20 protein-coding genes are annotated in these 15983 nt (G+C 69.7%); 9 read left to right on the top strand and 11 right to left on the bottom strand.

The genetic code is table 11. The annotated features are described in order from the left end of the window. Genes lptB through ACE3TE_RS10775 form a run of 5 tightly spaced genes read right to left on the bottom strand, consistent with a single transcriptional unit; the run spans position 1 to position 3312 of the window. Complete coding sequence (gene lptB, locus ACE3TE_RS10795) at positions 1 to 720, bottom strand: LPS export ABC transporter ATP-binding protein (protein WP_374604845.1); 720 nt, start codon at positions 718 to 720, stop codon at positions 1 to 3. Then, complete coding sequence (gene lptA, locus ACE3TE_RS10790; RefSeq protein ID WP_374604844.1) at positions 720 to 1217, bottom strand: lipopolysaccharide transport periplasmic protein LptA; 498 nt, start codon at positions 1215 to 1217, stop codon at positions 720 to 722. Before lptA ends, lptB begins: the two co-directional genes overlap by 1 nt. Continuing rightward, positions 1193 to 1759 carry an LPS export ABC transporter periplasmic protein LptC gene (lptC, locus tag ACE3TE_RS10785; RefSeq protein ID WP_374604842.1) on the bottom strand — a complete coding sequence of 189 codons (567 nt, stop codon included), beginning with the start codon at positions 1757 to 1759 and terminating at the stop codon, positions 1193 to 1195. Before lptC ends, lptA begins: the two co-directional genes overlap by 25 nt. 4 nt (positions 1760 to 1763) lie before the next feature. Next, positions 1764 to 2303: a KdsC family phosphatase gene (locus ACE3TE_RS10780; protein ID WP_374604840.1), complete on the bottom strand. Its 540-nt coding sequence runs from the start codon at positions 2301 to 2303 to the stop codon at positions 1764 to 1766. 7 nt (positions 2304 to 2310) lie between these two features. Further along, positions 2311 to 3312 (bottom strand): KpsF/GutQ family sugar-phosphate isomerase, encoded by a 1002-nt coding sequence (locus ACE3TE_RS10775; RefSeq protein WP_374604838.1) that lies wholly within the window; start codon positions 3310 to 3312, stop codon positions 2311 to 2313. A gap of 70 nt (positions 3313 to 3382) precedes the next feature. Between ACE3TE_RS10775 and ACE3TE_RS10770 the strand changes: the two genes are divergently transcribed. Both ACE3TE_RS10770 and murA read left to right on the top strand, forming a co-directional pair. Further along, positions 3383 to 3622: a BolA family protein gene (locus tag ACE3TE_RS10770; protein ID WP_374604836.1), complete on the top strand. Its 240-nt coding sequence runs from the start codon at positions 3383 to 3385 to the stop codon at positions 3620 to 3622. A 137-nt stretch (positions 3623 to 3759) separates the two neighbouring features. Further along, on the top strand, positions 3760 to 5019 hold the full coding sequence (gene murA / locus ACE3TE_RS10765) for a UDP-N-acetylglucosamine 1-carboxyvinyltransferase (RefSeq protein WP_374604834.1): 1260 nt from the start codon (positions 3760 to 3762) through the stop codon (positions 5017 to 5019). A gap of 26 nt (positions 5020 to 5045) precedes the next feature. Here the strand turns inward: murA and ACE3TE_RS10760 are convergent, their stop codons facing one another. The 5 genes from ACE3TE_RS10760 to purM all read right to left on the bottom strand — a co-directional run bounded on the left by ACE3TE_RS10760 (position 5046) and on the right by purM (position 8205). Next, a complete protein-coding gene (locus ACE3TE_RS10760; RefSeq protein WP_374604833.1) occupies positions 5046 to 5348 on the bottom strand; it encodes a HigA family addiction module antitoxin in 303 nt (100 codons plus the stop codon). A 10-nt stretch (positions 5349 to 5358) separates the two neighbouring features. Next, complete coding sequence (locus ACE3TE_RS10755; RefSeq protein WP_374604831.1) at positions 5359 to 5640, bottom strand: type II toxin-antitoxin system RelE/ParE family toxin; 282 nt, start codon at positions 5638 to 5640, stop codon at positions 5359 to 5361. Positions 5641 to 5701: 61 nt separating this feature from the next. Beyond that, positions 5702 to 6418, bottom strand: coding sequence for a DUF3108 domain-containing protein (locus ACE3TE_RS10750; RefSeq protein WP_374604829.1), 717 nt, complete (start codon positions 6416 to 6418; stop codon positions 5702 to 5704). Further along, complete coding sequence (purN, locus tag ACE3TE_RS10745; RefSeq protein ID WP_374604828.1) at positions 6411 to 7085, bottom strand: phosphoribosylglycinamide formyltransferase; 675 nt, start codon at positions 7083 to 7085, stop codon at positions 6411 to 6413. The genes ACE3TE_RS10750 and purN overlap by 8 nt, the downstream gene beginning before the upstream one ends. A 106-nt stretch (positions 7086 to 7191) precedes the next feature. After that, positions 7192 to 8205: a phosphoribosylformylglycinamidine cyclo-ligase gene (purM, locus tag ACE3TE_RS10740; RefSeq protein WP_374604879.1), complete on the bottom strand. Its 1014-nt coding sequence runs from the start codon at positions 8203 to 8205 to the stop codon at positions 7192 to 7194. 182 nt (positions 8206 to 8387) lie between these two features. Between purM and ACE3TE_RS10735 the strand changes: the two genes are divergently transcribed. Genes ACE3TE_RS10735 through hda form a run of 4 tightly spaced genes read left to right on the top strand, consistent with a single transcriptional unit; the run spans position 8388 to position 12092 of the window. Continuing rightward, complete coding sequence (locus ACE3TE_RS10735; RefSeq protein ID WP_374604826.1) at positions 8388 to 9599, top strand: DUF2066 domain-containing protein; 1212 nt, start codon at positions 8388 to 8390, stop codon at positions 9597 to 9599. Continuing rightward, the gene (locus ACE3TE_RS10730) at positions 9596 to 10156 is read left to right on the top strand and encodes a CDP-alcohol phosphatidyltransferase family protein (protein ID WP_374604824.1); all 561 of its coding nucleotides are present in this window, start codon (positions 9596 to 9598) and stop codon (positions 10154 to 10156) included. Before ACE3TE_RS10735 ends, ACE3TE_RS10730 begins: the two co-directional genes overlap by 4 nt. Continuing rightward, a complete protein-coding gene (locus ACE3TE_RS10725) occupies positions 10153 to 11388 on the top strand; it encodes an AI-2E family transporter (protein WP_374604822.1) in 1236 nt (411 codons plus the stop codon). The genes ACE3TE_RS10730 and ACE3TE_RS10725 overlap by 4 nt, the downstream gene beginning before the upstream one ends. Next, on the top strand, positions 11385 to 12092 hold the full coding sequence (hda, locus tag ACE3TE_RS10720) for a DnaA regulatory inactivator Hda (protein WP_374604820.1): 708 nt from the start codon (positions 11385 to 11387) through the stop codon (positions 12090 to 12092). Before ACE3TE_RS10725 ends, hda begins: the two co-directional genes overlap by 4 nt. 80 nt (positions 12093 to 12172) lie before the next feature. Here hda and ACE3TE_RS10715 read toward each other — a convergent pair whose 3' ends face one another. Further along, complete coding sequence (locus ACE3TE_RS10715) at positions 12173 to 12661, bottom strand: transposase (protein WP_374604818.1); 489 nt, start codon at positions 12659 to 12661, stop codon at positions 12173 to 12175. Between the two features lie 160 nt (positions 12662 to 12821). Between ACE3TE_RS10715 and ACE3TE_RS10710 the strand changes: the two genes are divergently transcribed. The 3 genes from ACE3TE_RS10710 (at position 12822) to ACE3TE_RS10700 (ending at position 15867) form a co-directional block, all read left to right on the top strand. Further along, on the top strand, positions 12822 to 13913 hold the full coding sequence (locus tag ACE3TE_RS10710; protein ID WP_374604817.1) for an aminoglycoside phosphotransferase family protein: 1092 nt from the start codon (positions 12822 to 12824) through the stop codon (positions 13911 to 13913). Then, a complete protein-coding gene (gene murU / locus ACE3TE_RS10705) occupies positions 13910 to 14596 on the top strand; it encodes an N-acetylmuramate alpha-1-phosphate uridylyltransferase MurU (protein ID WP_374604816.1) in 687 nt (228 codons plus the stop codon). Before ACE3TE_RS10710 ends, murU begins: the two co-directional genes overlap by 4 nt. Positions 14597 to 14757: 161 nt before the next feature. Next, complete coding sequence (locus tag ACE3TE_RS10700) at positions 14758 to 15867, top strand: diguanylate cyclase domain-containing protein (RefSeq protein WP_374604814.1); 1110 nt, start codon at positions 14758 to 14760, stop codon at positions 15865 to 15867. The last annotated feature ends 116 nt before the right edge of the window (positions 15868 to 15983 follow it).

The following is a 15983-nucleotide window of genomic DNA, read 5'->3' as shown; positions in this document are numbered from 1 at the left end:
CTACAGGCGGAAGGAATCGCCCAGGTAGACGCGACGCACGTCGGGGTTGGCCAGCACCTCGTCCGGGGTTCCCCGGGCGAGCACGCTGCCGGCATTGAGGATATACGCGTGGTCGCAAATGCCCAAGGTTTCACGCACGTTGTGGTCGGTGATAAGCACGCCGATGCCGCGCGCCTTGAGGTGGCGAACGATCTTCTGGATCTCGCCGACCGAAATCGGGTCGACACCGGCGAAGGGTTCGTCGAGCAGCATGAAGCGCGGCCGTGCGGCCAGCGCACGGGCGATCTCGACCCGGCGGCGTTCGCCGCCCGACAGGCTGGCGCCCAGTTGTTCGGCGACGTGGCCGACCTGCAGCTCCTCCATCAGCGCCGCCAGTTCGCTGGCGCGGCCGGCGGCGTCGAGGTCCTTGCGCAGTTCCAGCACCGCGTGGATGTTGTCGGCGACGCTGAGCTTGCGGAACACCGAGGCTTCCTGCGGCAGGTAGCCCAGGCCCAGGCGGGCGCGTTCGTGCATCGGCAGGGCGGTGATGTCGGCGTCGTCGAGCGTGATGCGCCCGGCGTCGGGGCCGACCAGGCCGACGATCATGTAGAAGCAGGTGGTCTTGCCGGCGCCGTTGGGGCCCAGCAGCCCGACGACCTCGCCGGGGCGCACTTCCATAGCGAAGTCGTGCACCACCTGGCGCGAGCGGTAGCGCTTGGCCAGCCCGGTTGCGGTAAGCATCAGTCGGTGGTCGCGGCGGACTTGGGCAGGATGCGCATGTTCACGCGGGCACCGTCGTTACCGCCGTTGAGGCGGCCGGTATTGATGTCGTACTTGATGGTCTCGCCGCGCAGGGTGCCGCGGACCTGGGTGATCACGACATTGCCGGTGAGCATCATCGACTCGTCGGCCAGCATGTAGACGATGCGACTGGCGGTGGCTTCCATCGGTTCGCCGGTGTCGGACACCTGGCGCAGGCGCGCCGGCTCGCCGGTGAGCACGATGCGGTTGGGATCGCCGCCGGCGCGGTGCACTTCGGCGCGGGCGGCGTCGACTTCCAGCGTGCCCTGGCGGATGCGCACGTTGCCTTCGAGCGTGGACACGCTGTCGTCGCCGAGCATGGCGTCGGTGCGGTCGGCGCTGATGTCCATCGGCTGGTTGCGGTCGCCGGACTTGGCCAGCACCGGCGAGGCCACCAGCGCGATGGCGAGGGTCAGCAGCTTGCTGGCGTGGCGCATAAGGTCCCTTGGGTGTCGTTGAGCAGCTGGAAACGTTTGAGCGCCATGTCCACCCGCAGGCCGGTGCCGGCGAAGTAGGACTGGCCCTGGGCGATGTTAACCCGGTCGTCCGTACTGGCGCGTTGCTCGCCCGGGAAGACCGACAGGGTGCTGGTGGTGAAACGCGTGCGCAGGCCCGAGGCGCTGGGTGGCCCGACCAGGTCGACGCCGCCGCGCAGCTGCACTTCCTCGGCCTTGGGGCTGACCCGCGCGGTGTCCGAGCGCGCCTGCCAGGCGCCGGATTCGCCGGGGAAGCTGAAGACGGGCAGCCGGATGTCCAGGCTTTTGCCGTCCGGCTCGCGTTCGAGGTAGGGCGATGCCACGGTGAAGGCCTCCGCGCCGGCGTCGTCGAGCGCGGTCAGCTCGAAGTCGCGCAGCACGTAGTCCGAGCGCTGCACCGGCTCGGATGCCGGCAGCCGGTTCTGCCGCCATTGCCAGGCGGCGTAGCTGCCAAGCCCGATGGCCAGCACCAGCAGCAGCATGTTCAGGGCGGTCCGGCTCATGGGCTCATGCCGCGCCGAACTGCTCCAGGATCGCCGCGCGCAGTCCTTTGGCGTCCAGGATCAGGTCGCACAGTTCGCGCACCGCGCCTTCGCCGCCGCGGGACGGGGTCTGCCAGTGCACGCGCTGCGCCACCCAGGGGTGGGCATTGGCCGGCGCCACCGCCAGGCCGACCTGGACCAGGGCCGGCAGGTCGGGCAGGTCGTCGCCCATGTGCGCGGTTTCCTGCGGCGTCACGCCAAGGTTTTCGCACAGCTGGTGCAGCACCGCGCCCTTGTCCTTCACGCCGGTATGCACGTGCTGCAGGCCCAGGTCGCGGGCGCGCGCCTGCACTGCGGCGCTGCGCCGGGCGGTGATCAGGGCGACGGCGACGCCGTTGTCCTCGAGCAGCTTCATGCCCAGGCCGTCGAGCACGTGGAAGGCCTTGGTTTCGCGGCCTTCGCCGTCGTAGACCAGGCGGCCGTCGGTGAGCGTGCCATCGACGTCGAAACACACCAGGCGGATGCGCGCGGCGCGTTCGTGGAGTTCGGGTTCGGGAAGGGTCATCGGCGGATCACACCACGCGTGCGCGCAACAGGTCATGAATGTTCAGGGCGCCGATGACGCGGCGCTGCGGGTCGAGCACGACGACGGCGTTGATCTTGTGTTCTTCCATCAGGTGCGCCGCCTCCACCGCCAGCGCGTCGGCGCCGATGGCCTTGGGCGAGCGGCCCATCAGCTGGCTGACCGGGGTGGCCTTGAGGTCGGTGTCCTCGTCGTCCAGGCAGCGGCGCAGGTCGCCGTCGGTGAACACGCCCTGCAGCACGCCGTCGGCGTCGACCACGGCGGTCATGCCCAGGCGCTTGCGGGTCATTTCCAGCAGGGCCTCGGAGGCGCTGGCGTCCACGCGCACCAGCGGCACGTCGTCGCCGGCATGCATGATGTCGCGGATGCGCAGCAGCAGGCGGCGGCCCAGCGCGCCGGCCGGGTGCGAACGGGCGAAGTCCTCGGCGGTGAAACCGCGGGCCTCGAGCAGTGCCACCGCCAGCGCGTCGCCCAGGGCCAGCGCCGCGGTGGTGGACGAGGTCGGCGCCAGGCCCAGCGGGCAGGCTTCGGCCGGGACGCTGGCGTCCAGGTGCACTTCGGCCAGGCGCGCCAGGCTGGAGCCCGGGCGGCCGGTCATCGTGATCAGCACGTTGCCCTGGCGCTTGAGCGAGGGAACGATGGACAGGATCTCGTCGCTTTCGCCGGAGTTCGACAGCGCCAGCACCACGTCGGCGTCGGTGACCATGCCCAGGTCGCCGTGGCTGGCTTCGCCCGGGTGCATGAAAAAGGCCGGGGTGCCGGTGGAGGCGAGGGTGGCGGCGATCTTGGTGGCGATGTGGCCGGACTTGCCCATGCCGGTGCAGACCACCCGGCCGGTGCAGGCCAGGATGTGCCGGCAGGCGGCGGCGAAGTCGGCGCCCAGGCGGCCGTTCACGGCTTCCAGGGCCTGGGCCTCGATGTCGATGACGGCGCGGCCGCTGGCGATCAGGGCCTCGTCGGTGACGGCCAGGGCGGCTGGGGGGGCATTCATGGGCGGGCGCAGGGAGTATGATGCGGGGCCGCATTGTAAGGCCTGCGCGCCCGCCGCGCCCCGCTCGCCCATGAATCCCCAGATCATCCAGGAACTCATCGAATCCGGGCTGCCCGGCGCCCGCGCCCAGGTGCGCGGCGACGACGGCGTGCATTTCGAGGCCACCGTGGTCAGCGAGGCCTTCGCCGGCAAGCTGCCGCTGGCCCGCCACCGCATGGTTTATGCCACGCTGGGCGAGAAGATGGGCGGCGAGATCCACGCGCTGGCGCTGCGGACGCTGACGCCCGAAGAAGCGGCCAAAGCGCCGTAGTCCCCCGCCCTCCTGTAGGAGCGCCTTCAGGCGCGAAGCTTTTCCCACAGGCGTGGCAGGATGTCCGGGACGCAGGTCCCCCGAAAGAACATTCGCGCCTGAAGGCGCTCCTACAGAAAACGCAGGTCGATTCAACCATGGCGAAAATTGTCATCACCGGCGGCGAACAGCTGAACGGCGACGTCCAGATCTCCGGCGCCAAGAACGCCGTGCTGCCGATCCTGGCCGCGACCCTGCTGGCCGACGGCCCGATCTCGATCGGCAACGTGCCGCACCTGCACGACGTCACCACCACGATGGAACTGCTGGGCGCGATGGGCGTGCAGCTGATGGTCGACGAGAAGCTCACGATCACCGCCGACCCGCGCTTCATCACCAGCACCGTGGCGCCCTACGAGCTGGTGAAGACCATGCGCGCCTCGATCCTGGTGCTGGGGCCGCTGCTGGCGCGCTTCGGCCACGCCGAGGTGTCGCTGCCCGGCGGCTGCGCCATCGGCTCGCGCCCGGTCGAACAGCACATCCGCGGCCTGCAGGCGCTGGGCGCCGAGGTGACGGTCGAGGCCGGCTTCATCAAGGCGCGCGCCGAGCGCCTGCGCGGCGGCCGCTACGTGTTCGACATGATCACCGTCACCGGCACCGAGAACGTGCTGATGGCCGCGGCCCTGGCCAAGGGCACCACGGTGCTTGAGAACTGCGCGATGGAGCCGGAGGTGGTCGACCTGGCCAATTGCCTGATCGCCATGGGCGCGGACATCGAGGGCGCCGGCACCAACCGGATCGTCGTGCACGGCGTGGACCGGCTCAACGGCATCCATTACGACGTGCTGCCCGACCGCATCGAGGCCGGCACCTTCCTGGTCGCCGGCGCGATGACCGGCGGCCGCGTCACCGCCCGCCGCACCCGCGCCGACACCATGGACGCGGTGCTGGTGAAGCTGGAGGAAGCCGGCGCGCACCTGGACGTGACCGCGGATTCGATCACCGTGGACATGCGCGGCAAGCGGCCCCGGGCGGTCAACCTGACCACGGCGCCGTACCCTGCGTTCCCGACCGACATGCAGGCGCAGTTCGCGGCGCTCAACACGATTGCCGAGGGCGTGGGCGTAATCACCGAGACGATCTTCGAAAACCGCTTCATGCACCTCAACGAGCTGCAGCGCCTGGGCGCCGACATCCGGATCGAGGGCAACACCGCCATCATCCGCGGCGTCGCCCAGATGACCGGCGCGCCGATGATGGCCACCGACCTGCGCGCCTCGGCCTCGCTGGTGCTCGCGGGCCTGGTCGCCAAGGGCGAAACCGTCGTCGACCGCATCTACCACATCGACCGCGGCTACGAGAACATCGAAGAAAAACTCGGCACCCTCGGCGCCAGGATCCGCCGCCTGCCCAGCTGAGCCTTTCCGGCCTGCGACTCCAGGGGTCAGGCCGCGACGCGTGCCAGCGGTTTGATCGTGGCGATGTCCTTGCCGGCATTGTCCTGCGCACACTGCAGGTCGTAATTGGCCTGCAGGTTCATCCAGAACTGGTGCGAAGTATCAAACAGGCGGGCCAGGCGCAGCGCGGTGTCGGCAGTGATGCCCCGGCGTTCGCGCACGATGTCGTTGACGCGGCTCGGCGTGACGCAAATCGCCCGGGCCACTGCATTGCTGGAAAGCCCCAGGGGAACCATGAACTCCTCGCGAAGGATTTCGCCGGGGTGGACGGGGGGGAGTTTCCTGGTCATGGCTGTCACCTCAGTGGTAATCGACAATCTCGACGTTCGTCGGGCCCTCGTCAGTCCAGACAAAACAAATCCGGTACTGCTGGTTTATGCGGATGCTGTGCTGGCCGGCACGGTCGCCCCTTAGCGCCTCCAGATGGTTCCCGGGCGGGGTTGCCAGGTCTCGGAGGACCACGGCGGCGTCAAGCATGGCCAGTTTCCGCCGGGCGACGGACTCAATCGCTCCCCAGCGCCTGACGCGCTGGCGGGCATGGAGCGCCTGGCTGTCCTTGCAGGCGAAGCACTGGATGGCCATAGGGCCGTACTGTATACCGGTAAGCGGTATGGATCAAGCTCCTGCGCGGCTGGTGCCAGGGTCAGTGCACCCGGGTGATGCGCAGGTCCAGGGTTTCGCCGTCTGCTTCGTACTGCTTGATGCGCAGCGGCAGCCAGCCGCGGTTGCGGGCAAACCAGAGCTTGGTGATCCGGCCGCTGCCGTTGCTGCGCACGCGCACCACGCGCAGCGCGCGTTCGGTGCCGATGGCGGTGCGCAGGCGCACCGGGGCGGCGACGCGGTAGGTCTGGGTTTCGACGCCGCGGCGGTCGGCGATCGGGAACGAGAGCGTGCCGCGTTCACCCGACGCCAGCGCGACCATGATCGCCGCCGTCGCGCCATGTGCGTCCAGCACCCCGGCCGGCGCCGCGTAGCGCGCCGATTCATCCTTCCAGCGGCTGCTGACCTGGCGGCTGGCGGGGTCGAGCGTGAGCTGCTGCTCGCGGTTCTTCCAGCCGGCCTTTTGCTGCATGCGGTAGCTCACCAGCTCCAGCGACTGGCCGTTCCAGCGCAGCCGCGAGCGCTCCTCGCGCTGCACGCCGGCCAGCGCGGCCAGGCCTTCGGTGCCCTCGCTGCGGGTCACCAGTTCATAGACTCCGTCGCCCAGCTGCTGCAGCGAGACCTGGCCGGTGCCCAGTCGCTGCTCGTTGCGCCGCACTTCGTAGTCGGCGCTGAAGGGCTTCGGCGGCGACGCGGCGCCGGCCAGCAGCGGCAGGGCCAGCAGGCCGGCCGCGAACAGTCCACGCAGGAAATCACGCATGCGCCGGCTCCGGCCGCAGCTGGTTGTCGGCATCAAGCTGCAGGGGGCGTTCAAGCGATTGCCCGTCGAATACCCAGCGGCCACCGGCCAGCCGCGCCCGGCCACCGGCGATCGCCGCGGTGCTGGCGACGAGCAGCGCATGCTCGCGCGGCGACAGGCGGTCTGCCAGCGAGTCGGGCGTGTCGTCGCGGCCGACGTCCAGGCGCACCTGCGCCAGCACCGGGCCGGCGTCCAGCGCGGGGATGACGGCATGCACGCTGGCGCCGTGTTCGGTATCCCCGGCGGCCAGCACGCGGGCGTGGGTGTCCAGGCCCGGGTGGCGGGGCAGCAGGGAAGGGTGCAGGTTGATCATTCGGTCCTCGAATCGACGCACGGTTTTTTCGCTGATGATGCGCAAGTAACCGGCACAGACGATGAGGTCGGGCTGAACATCGGCCACGGCGCTGAACAGCGCTTCATCGTGGGCGGCGCGATCGGCGTAGTCGCGGGGTTTCAGGGCAACCGTATGCAGACCGTGTTCGCGGGCGATGGCGATGGCGCCGCAGGCGGGTTTGTCGGAAAACACGCCGACGATGCGGGCCGGCAACTGGCCTGTTTCGATGGCGCCCAGCAAGGCCTGCAGGTTGCTGCCTCGCCCCGAAGCCAGCACCGCCAATCTGAAGTCCATCCCAGCGCTACCTCCCTGTAGGAGCGCCTTCAGGCGCGAATCTTTTGACTTTGCCTTCGGCAAAGAAGGGATTCGCGCCTGAAGGCGCTCCTACAAATTCGATGCCTCAACCGATGCGCACGCGCTCGCCGCCGGCCTTCACCACCTGCCCGATCGCGCGGTGCGCCAGGCCCAGGCGCTGCAGGTCGGCCGACACCGCGGCGACGTCGCCCGGCGCCAGCACCAGCACGAAGCCGACGCCGCAGTTGAAGGTGCGCCACATTTCCTCGCGCGCCACCGCGCCTTCGCGCTGCAGCCAGTCGAAGACCGGCGGCAGCTCGATCGCCGAGGCCTCGATGTCCAGGCCCAGGCCGTCGGGGATCACGCGGATGATGTTTTCGGTGAGGCCGCCGCCGGTGATGTGGGCCATGGCGTGCAGGTCGTGCTTCCCCAGAAGTTCCAGCACCGGCTTCACGTACAGGGTGGTCGGCGCCATCAGCGCGTCGACCAGCTTCACGCCGCCGACGTCCAGGTCGGCCGGGCGGCCGGCGCGGTCGTAGATGCGGCGGATCAGCGAGTAGCCGTTCGAATGCGGGCCGGACGAGGCGATGCCCAGCAGCACGTCGCCCTCGCGCACCTTCGCGCCGTCGAGCAGCAGCGATTTTTCCACGGCGCCGACGGTGAAGCCGGCCAGGTCGTATTCGCCCGGGCCGTACATGTCGGGCATCTCGGCGGTTTCGCCGCCGATCAGCGCGCAGCCGGCGAGTTCGCAGCCCTTGGCGATGCCGGAAACCACGGCGACCGTGGTCTCGACGTCGAGCTTGCCGGTGGCGAAATAGTCGAGGAAAAACAGCGGCTCGGCGCCCTGCACCAGCACGTCGTTCACGCACATGCCGACCAGGTCGATGCCGATGGAATCGTGGCGGCCCAGCTGCTGGGCCAGCTTGAGCTTGGTGCCGACGCCGTCGGTGCCCGAGACCAGCACCGGCTCGCGGTACTTGCCGGCCAGGTCGAACAGCGCGCCGAAACCGCCCAGGCCGCCCATCACTTCCGGCCGGAAGGTGCGCTTGACCAGGGGCTTGATGCGCTCGACGAGCTCGTTGCCGGCGTCGATATCAACACCCGCGTCGCGGTAGGTCAGGGGAGTGGGCGTGGTCACGGCGGGTCCGGCGCGTTGGAAAGACCGCCATTCTACCAGCCCGCCAAAAAAACCCGGGTCAGAGTCGAATTTTCTAAATTCGACTCTGACCCGGGTTTTGGGGCGTTGGACGCGCCGGCGGCTATCCGGCACCATTCCAGCCTGCCCTGTACGCCCCCGAGCCCATGCGCCCACGCCACAACGCCCGTTTGTTCGCCGCCCTGCTGGTCCTGGTGGCCGCGCCGTTTGCGACCGCGCACGCCCAGGCGCCCGACCTGCCGCTGCCCGAAGAGTCCGCCGCGGGCGGCCAGAGTGCCGCTGCCGGCCAGGACGCCGACGACCTCCAGGCCCCCGGCGAAGCCCCGCGCGACATGGCCCTCTACACCGGAGAAAGCGAGCTGCTGGGCCAGTCCGCCGGCGAACGCCGCGCCGCCACCGCCCGGGCCCTGGCCCAGGTGCTGGTGAAGCTGACCGGCGAAGAGCAGGCCGCGGCCAACCCGGTCGTGCGCCGCTCGCTGCCCAAGGCCGCCAGCTTCGTCACCGACGAGCGCACCTCCGAATCCGCCTCCGACCAGCAGGGCAATACCGCCATCGGCGGCGCGCCGATCTACAAGACCACGCTGCAGGTGCAGTTCGACCCGAACAAGGTGGACGCGCTGATCGCCGGCGCCGGGCTGCCCTACTGGGGCTCGAACCGCCCCAGCCCGATCCTGTGGCTGGCCATCGACGACGGCCGCGGCGCGCGCCTGGTCAATGCCAGCCAGATCAACGTGGTCAAGCCGCTGGCCAGCCGCGGCACCCAGCGTGGCCTCAGCTTCGGCCTGCCCACCGGCAGCGCGGTCGAACAGGCCGCCGTGGACACCATCTGGGCCCGCAACCCCGGCCCGATGACCGCCCTGACCGAACGCTACGGCCACCAGACCCAGCTGCTGGGCCGCCTGTTCCGCGAAGGCCAGGGCTGGACCGCCGACTGGGTGCTGACCCGCGGCGACACCGAACTGTCCCGCTGGTCCTTCTCCGACCCCAGCGCCCAGCGCGCCCTGGCTTCGGGCGCCGACGGTGCCGCCGACGCCATCGCCCGCCGCGACGCCCGCCGCGCCGACGTCGGCGAGCCGGCCGTGCACGACATGCTGGTCACCGGCCTGCGCCTGGCCGACGACTACACCCGCGCCATGGGCTACCTGCAGGCCTTGCCGGTGGTGCGCGAACTGACGGTGGAAGAAGCCACGCCCGACAGCCTGCGCCTGCGCCTGGACCTGGCGGTCGGCGTGCCGGCCTTCGAGGCCTTCCTGGCCGCCGGCGACGTGCTCGAGGCCGAAGGCCCGGCCTATGTCGCCACCCCGGGCATGGTGCCGCCCGAACAGCCGTCCCCGGCCCGCTACCGACTGCGCCCGTGAACCTGCGCCACCTGCCCAACGCCATCACCGGCCTGCGCCTGGCGATGGCGCCGGTGCTGCTGTGGCTGCTTTGGGCCGGTTATTACCGCGAAGCCCTGGTCGTGGCCGTGGTCGCCGGCGCCAGCGACGCCGTCGACGGCCTGCTGGCCAAGCGCTTCCACTGGCAAAGCCGCCTGGGCAGCCTGCTCGACCCGGTTGCCGACAAGACCCTGCTGGGCTGCGCCTTCCTCGGCCTGTGGCTGGCGGGCGCGCTGCCGACCTGGCTGGTGGCCCTGGTGCTGGCGCGTGACCTGGTGATCGTCGCCGGCGCGGCGGTGTGGTGGCGGCTGGCCGGCCCCTACGACGGCGAACCGAGCTGGCTCGGCAAACTCACCACGGTCGCGCAGATCGCCCTGGTCCTGGTCTGCCTGTTCGACCGCGCCGGCTGGTCGGTGCCGCTGAACCGGCAGATGGACGTGACCCTGGGCGTGGCCTTCCTTACCTTGGTCAGCGGCGTCGACTATGTTGTCCGCTATGGTGTGAAAGCCTGGCAGCACCGAGGAAAACCCGCCGCATGAACATCACCCACGCCCCCGACCCCTTCAGCGACCGCCGCCGCTGGCAGTGGCTGGCCCTGGCCGTGGTGCTGGGCGTGCTGGTCTGGCTGCTCAGCCCGATCCTCACCCCCTTCGTCATCTCGGCGCTGCTGGCCTGGCTGGGTGAGCCCCTGGTGCGCCGGATCGAACGCACCGGTCGCTCGCGCACCGCCGCGGTGCTGCTGGTGTTCACCTTCATGACCCTGGTGCTGGTGCTGGCGGTGCTGCTGCTGGTGCCACTGATCGAAAGCCAGGTGTCGAAGTTCATCGATTGGCTGCCGCGCTTTGGCCAGTGGCTCACCGGCACCGCGGTGCCCTGGGCCGAGGGCCGGTTCAACATGGAGCTGGCCGGGTACGTCGACCCGAGCCAGCTGATCGAACTGTTCAAGGAACACTGGCGGCAGGCCGGCGGCATCGCCGCCACGGTGATGGGCGAGCTGTCGAAGTCGGGCATGGCCCTGGTCAGCTGGCTGGTGAACCTGGCACTGATCCCGGTGGTGACCTTCTATTTCATGCGCGACGGCTCGGCGATGCTGGCCCGGGTGCAGGAACTGCTGCCGCGGCCGGTCGAACCGACGGTCACCCGGCTGGCGAAGGAATCAGACCAGGTGCTGGGCGGCTTCATCCGCGGCCAGCTGAGCGTGATGATCGCGCTGGGCACCATCTACGCGATCGGCCTGACCGCCGTCGGCGTGGACCTGGGCATCCTGATCGGCCTGGTCGCCGGCCTGGTCAGTTTCGTGCCCTATCTGGGCGCCATCGTTGGCCTGGGCGCGGCGGTGATCGCGACCCTGGTGCAGCACGGCGACCTGATGCACTTGGCGCTGGTGCTGGGCGTGTTCGGGCTGGGCCAGCTGCTGGAAAGCTTCTGGCTGACGCCGTGGCTGGTGGGCGACAAGATCGGCCTGCACCCGGTGGCGGTGATCTTCGCGATCATGGCCGGCGGGCAGCTATTCGGCTTCCTCGGCGTGCTGCTGGCGCTGCCGGTCGCCGCGGTGGCGGTGGTGGTCGGCCGCTACCTGCACGAGCGTTACACCCACAGCCAGCTCTACGGCGCCGATGAAGGCCCTTCGATCATCACCGACCCCTCAGCTGTAGGAGCGCCTTCAGGCGCGAATCTCTCCATTGCCGAAGGCAATGCGAAAAACATCGCGCCTGAAGGCGCTCCTACAGGGCCTCGCGCTGGCGACCAGACTCCCCCGCGAGAACCATGACCACCCCGCAGTTGCCGCTGGGCCTGCGCGCGCCGCCGGACCAGCGCCTCGACGCCTATCTGGGCAACCCGGCCGCGCGCGCGGCGATGCTGGCGGCCGCCACCGGCGGGTCCCGCGACTGGCTTTACCTGGCCGGCCCGCCCGGCAGCGGCAAGAGCCACCTGCTGCTGGCCGCCTGCGCCGAAGCCGTGGCGGCCGGCCGCCGCGCCGCCTACCTGCCGATGACTGCGTACGCGGGCCGCCTGGCCGCCGGCCTGGCCCAGCAGGAAAACGCCGACCTGCTGTGCCTGGATGGGCTGGAGGCGATCGCCGGTAACGCCGGGGACGAAGAAGCGCTTTTCCACTTCCACAACCGCGCCCGCGACGACGCCGGCATGGTGGTCTACGCCGCGCGCGGCAATCCTTCCGACATCGGCCTGCAGCTGCGCGACCTGCAAACGCGGCTGGGCCAGTGCGCCCGCCTGAACCTGCAGCCGCTGGACGAAGCCGGCCGCCGCGAGCTGCTGCGCCAGCGCGCCACCCGCCGCGGCCTGGAACTCGACGAGGCCGTGCTCGACTACCTGCTGCGCCGCGTCGACCGCGACCTCGCCAGCCTCACCCGCCTGCTCGACCAACTCGACCGCGCCAGCCTCGCCGCCCAGCGCCGCATCACCATCCCCTTCCTCCGCCAGCACCTCGGTACAAGCCCCGACACCCCCTCGTAGGAGCGCCTTCAGGCGCGAATCTTTTGATCTTGTTTTTCCTTTGCCTTCGGCGAAGAAGGGATTCGCGCCTGAAGGCGCTCCTACAAGGGCGTGTCGTCGGTTAGCCAGGCGGCGTCCCAGAAGGGGTAGTCACCTATCCGGTCGACCAATCCCGCGCGCAGCGGGTTGGCCACCAAGTAGCGGGCTGCCTCTCTCAGTCCTACTTCACTACGCACCGCCCGGTCATGAAAGCCCCGCGCCCAAAGTGCGCCCGACCTGCCTGTGTCACGGTTGAATTTCGCAGATGTCACGCCCTTGGCATGTCCCACCGAGTTTGCGAGCGTGCCCTGTTGCTCAAGCACCAACAATCCGTGCCAGTGATCGGGCATGAGCACCCAGGCGAGGAGTCGGGAACCTGGCCAGTTCTCCGGTCTGGAAATCAGCCGGGACATCGCGCTCGCCGGAACCCAGTCGGCGAAGGATCGTTGCCGGCCGCGGGTGGTAAATGTCAGGAAGTACCCCTGCCAGGGCAAGGACCGACGCCCAACCCGTAACGATTTCTGTCCCGGCGAATCCAACACATACGGCATGCCCTCAGCCTGGCCATCCGCCCGCCACCCCACCATCATCATTCCCCCACACCCCCTGTAGGAGCGCCTTCAGGCGCGAATCCCTCCTTTGCCAAAGGCAAAGCCAAAAGATTCGCGCCTGAAGGCGCTCCTACAGGGGCAATCGGCCATAATCGGCGGCATGAATCTTCCTGATCGCGAGCAGCTGCGGCTGCAGTGGACCCGGCAGGCGCTGGGGGATGCCGGGGCGCCGGTGGTGCGGGCGTCGAACGATGCGAGTTTCCGCAGCTATTGGCGGGCTCAGTCGGCGGGGCAGGCGTGGATCGTGATGGATGCGCCGCCGGACCGCGAGGACATCCGGCCCTGGCTGGACGTCGCCGAAAGGCTGGCGCGCGCCGGCCTGCACGTGCCGCACATCCGGGCCGCGGACCCGGCGCTGGGCTTCGTGCTGATGGAAGACCTGGGTGACCGCATCCTGTTGCCCGAACTCACCGACAGCCGCGTCGATACGCTTTACGGCGAAGCGATGGACGCGCTGCTGGCGATGCAGCAAAACGCCGATACCGACGGCCTGCCCGGGTACGACGAAGAACGCCTGGTCGCCGAGATGGAGCTGATGCCGGAATGGTTCCTCAAGCGGCACCTGGGCTTCGTGCCCGAGTGCGAGCAGTGGGACGTCATCGAGTCCGCCTTCCGTGCGCTGGTGACGAGTGCACAGGCGCAGCCGCAGGTGTTCGTGCACCGCGATTACCACTCGCGCAACCTGCTGGTCACCGATGAAAACTCGCCGGGCGTAATCGATTTCCAGGACGCCGTGCGCGGCCCGGTCACCTACGACCTGGTGTCGCTGCTGCGCGATTGCTACATCGAATGGCCGCGCGCGCGCGTCGAGCAATGGGCGCTTCAGTACCGCGGCAAACTCGCCGCCGCCGGCGTCCCGGTGCCCGACGAGCAGGCCTTCCTGCGTGCCTTCGACCTGATGGGCCTGCAGCGGCACATCAAGGTGCTGGGCATTTTCTGCAGGCTCTGGTACCGCGACGGAAAGGCCGGCTACCTGCGGGACCTGCCGCTGGTGTGGAAGTACGTGCGCGAGGTCGGCCTGCGGCATCCCGAGATCGCGCCGCTGGTGTCGCTGATTGAATCCGCCATCGCCGCCCGCGACATCACCACCCCTGTAGGAGCGCCTTCAGGCGCGAAGCCCCTCCTGGCCGAGGGCCAGGCTAAAAGGTTCGCGCCTGAAGGCGCTCCTACAGGGGGAGCGGGGGAGGCATGAAGGCGCTGGTGTTCGCGGCGGGCAAGGGCGAGCGCATGCGGCCGCTGACCGAGACCGTGCCCAAGCCGCTGCTGCCGGTGCGCGGCAAGCCGCTGATCGCCTGGCACCTGGAAAAGCTGGCTGCGCTGGGCGTGGACGAGGTGGTCATCAACACCTCCTGGCTCGCCGACGCCTTCGCGCCGGCGCTGGGGCAGGGCGAGCGCTGGGGCCTGCGCCTGCACTATTCGCACGAAGGCCCGGAGCCGCTGGAAACCGGCGGCGGCATGCTGCACGCGCTGCCGCGCCTGGGCAGCGAGCCCTTCATCGCGGTGAACGCCGACATCTGGTGCGACTACGATTTCGCCCGCCTGCCGCACGAACCCGCCGGCCTCGCGCACCTGGTGCTGGTGGACAACCCGCCGCACAACCCCGAGGGCGACTTCGCGCTGCTCGACGACGGCAGCGTGATGCCCGCGGGTGAGCAGCGGCTCACGTTTTCCGGCGTCGGCATTTACCGGCCGGCGCTGTTCGCCAACTGGCGCAACGTCATCGGCGCCGCCGCCGGCGCCGAACTCGATCCCCCGCGCTTCCGGCTGGCACCCTTGCTGCGCGCCGCGATGCGGGCCGGGCAGGTCAGTGGCGAACACCACCGCGGCACCTGGACCGACGTCGGCACGCCGGAGCGCCTGGCCGCCCTGGGTTAGGTCCGCGCGACGCCTGGCCGACCGCGCCGGTTCGCCGAACCGCGCGCCCCGTCACGAAACCGCGATCCGACCCCCGCTCCGTTCAGCGCCGCATCACGCCACGCGCATTTCCTGTGACTTGCTTCCTTGAACGCCCCCGCGAAATCGCCGCTAATGGCCGGATGTTCAAATCCACCGCCCGCTCCGCGCAGCTGATGCTCTGCCACGTCCTCGAAGGGGACCTGGCGGGCCTGCCTGCGCACGAGCGCCGCGAACAGTACCGTCGCCAGATCCAGCTGCTGCACGGCGCGATGAGCAAGCTGCTGGTGGCCATGGCCGTATTGGCTGCGCTGATTTCGGCGTATGAAGCCTTCGTGCTGCCGGCGCTGCCCTCGCGGCTGGTGCTGCAGGCGGGCGGCGTCGCCCTGCTGGTGTGGATTGCGGTGAGTTATCGCAACGTGGTGTCGATCCGCCGCCGCCGCGCCCTGGGCCTGGTCTTCCTGGCGCTGCTGCTGGCCTGCCTGGCCGTGCCGGCGATGGAATGGACCGGGCCCTCGCTGCTGCCGCTGGCGATGTTCCTGCTGTTGCCGGTCACCTGGCTGCCGCTGCTGGTGAAGCCGCACATCACCTTCGGCGGGCTGGCCCTGTGCACCGCGGTCGTGCTGGCCCTGCTGGCCGAATCCACCGCGCCGGGGGGCGAGATCCGGCTGTTCGGCTTCTATTACCTGCTCAGCACCGGCGCCGGCCTGGTGCTGCGCCGCGCCCGCAGCAACCTGGCCACGCGCATGGACCGCCAGGTCGAAACCCTGTGGCAGCGCGCCGTCAGCGACCCGCTGACCGGCCTGCTCAACCGCCAGGGCTGGCTGAACCTGGCCGGCACCGCGATGGCCGAAGCCCTGCGCGAAGGCCGCCAGCCGGCGGTGCTGTTCATCGACGTCGACCACTTCAAGCGCACCAACGACGAACACGGCCACCTCGCCGGCGACGACCTGCTGCGCGCGCTCGGCCAGGTCATCGACGCCCGCATCGGCCCCGGCGAATACTGCGCCCGGCTCGGCGGCGAGGAGTTCGCCTGCCTGCTGCCCGATTCCTCGGTGGACAGCGCCCGCCGCTTCGCCGAACGCCTGGCCAGCGACTACCGCCAGCGCGCCCGCGACTATGGCTCGACCCTGAGCGTCGGCATCGCCACCTACGAGGACGGCGACGTGCTCAACGATCTGCTCGCCCGCGCCGACGTCGCCCTGTACCAGGCCAAGCGCAGCGGCCGCGATCAGGTCGTCGTCAGCAAATAGCCCCACCCCAATTCGCATGTAGGAGCGCCTTCAGGCGCGAATCTTTTGACCTGGCCTTCGGCCAGGAAGCAATTCGCGCCTGAAGGCGCTCCTACAGGGCGGTTTGGCCGGATGGC

The sequence above is a fragment of the Arenimonas sp. genome (assembly GCF_041919775.1).
GTDB lineage: Bacteria > Pseudomonadota > Gammaproteobacteria > Xanthomonadales > Xanthomonadaceae > Arenimonas.
The sequence above is the reverse complement of the archived record's forward strand: the minus strand, read 5'-3'. Positions and strand labels throughout refer to the sequence as shown.

Bases quoted from the DNA above. Each gene is read 5' to 3' on its own strand.
- ACE3TE_RS10710 (WP_374604817.1), top strand. From the start codon at position 12,822: ATGAATCTTCCTGATCGCGAGCAGCTGCGGCTGCAGTGGACCCGGCAG.
- lptC (WP_374604842.1), bottom strand. From the start codon at position 1,759: ATGAGCCGGACCGCCCTGAACATGCTGCTGCTGGTGCTGGCCATCGGG.
- ACE3TE_RS10735 (WP_374604826.1), top strand. From the start codon at position 8,388: ATGCGCCCACGCCACAACGCCCGTTTGTTCGCCGCCCTGCTGGTCCTG.
- ACE3TE_RS10750 (WP_374604829.1), bottom strand. From the start codon at position 6,418: ATGCGTGATTTCCTGCGTGGACTGTTCGCGGCCGGCCTGCTGGCCCTG.
- ACE3TE_RS10700 (WP_374604814.1), top strand. From the start codon at position 14,758: ATGTTCAAATCCACCGCCCGCTCCGCGCAGCTGATGCTCTGCCACGTC.
- ACE3TE_RS10775 (WP_374604838.1), bottom strand. From the start codon at position 3,312: ATGAATGCCCCCCCAGCCGCCCTGGCCGTCACCGACGAGGCCCTGATC.
- ACE3TE_RS10780 (WP_374604840.1), bottom strand. From the start codon at position 2,303: ATGACCCTTCCCGAACCCGAACTCCACGAACGCGCCGCGCGCATCCGC.
- ACE3TE_RS10725 (WP_374604822.1), top strand. From the start codon at position 10,153: ATGAACATCACCCACGCCCCCGACCCCTTCAGCGACCGCCGCCGCTGG.
- purN (WP_374604828.1), bottom strand. From the start codon at position 7,085: ATGGACTTCAGATTGGCGGTGCTGGCTTCGGGGCGAGGCAGCAACCTG.
- ACE3TE_RS10715 (WP_374604818.1), bottom strand. From the start codon at position 12,661: ATGCCGTATGTGTTGGATTCGCCGGGACAGAAATCGTTACGGGTTGGG.
- ACE3TE_RS10770 (WP_374604836.1), top strand. From the start codon at position 3,383: ATGAATCCCCAGATCATCCAGGAACTCATCGAATCCGGGCTGCCCGGC.
- ACE3TE_RS10760 (WP_374604833.1), bottom strand. From the start codon at position 5,348: ATGACCAGGAAACTCCCCCCCGTCCACCCCGGCGAAATCCTTCGCGAG.
- ACE3TE_RS10755 (WP_374604831.1), bottom strand. From the start codon at position 5,640: ATGGCCATCCAGTGCTTCGCCTGCAAGGACAGCCAGGCGCTCCATGCC.
- hda (WP_374604820.1), top strand. From the start codon at position 11,385: ATGACCACCCCGCAGTTGCCGCTGGGCCTGCGCGCGCCGCCGGACCAG.
- murU (WP_374604816.1), top strand. From the start codon at position 13,910: ATGAAGGCGCTGGTGTTCGCGGCGGGCAAGGGCGAGCGCATGCGGCCG.
- murA (WP_374604834.1), top strand. From the start codon at position 3,760: ATGGCGAAAATTGTCATCACCGGCGGCGAACAGCTGAACGGCGACGTC.
- lptA (WP_374604844.1), bottom strand. From the start codon at position 1,217: ATGCGCCACGCCAGCAAGCTGCTGACCCTCGCCATCGCGCTGGTGGCC.
- lptB (WP_374604845.1), bottom strand. From the start codon at position 720: ATGCTTACCGCAACCGGGCTGGCCAAGCGCTACCGCTCGCGCCAGGTG.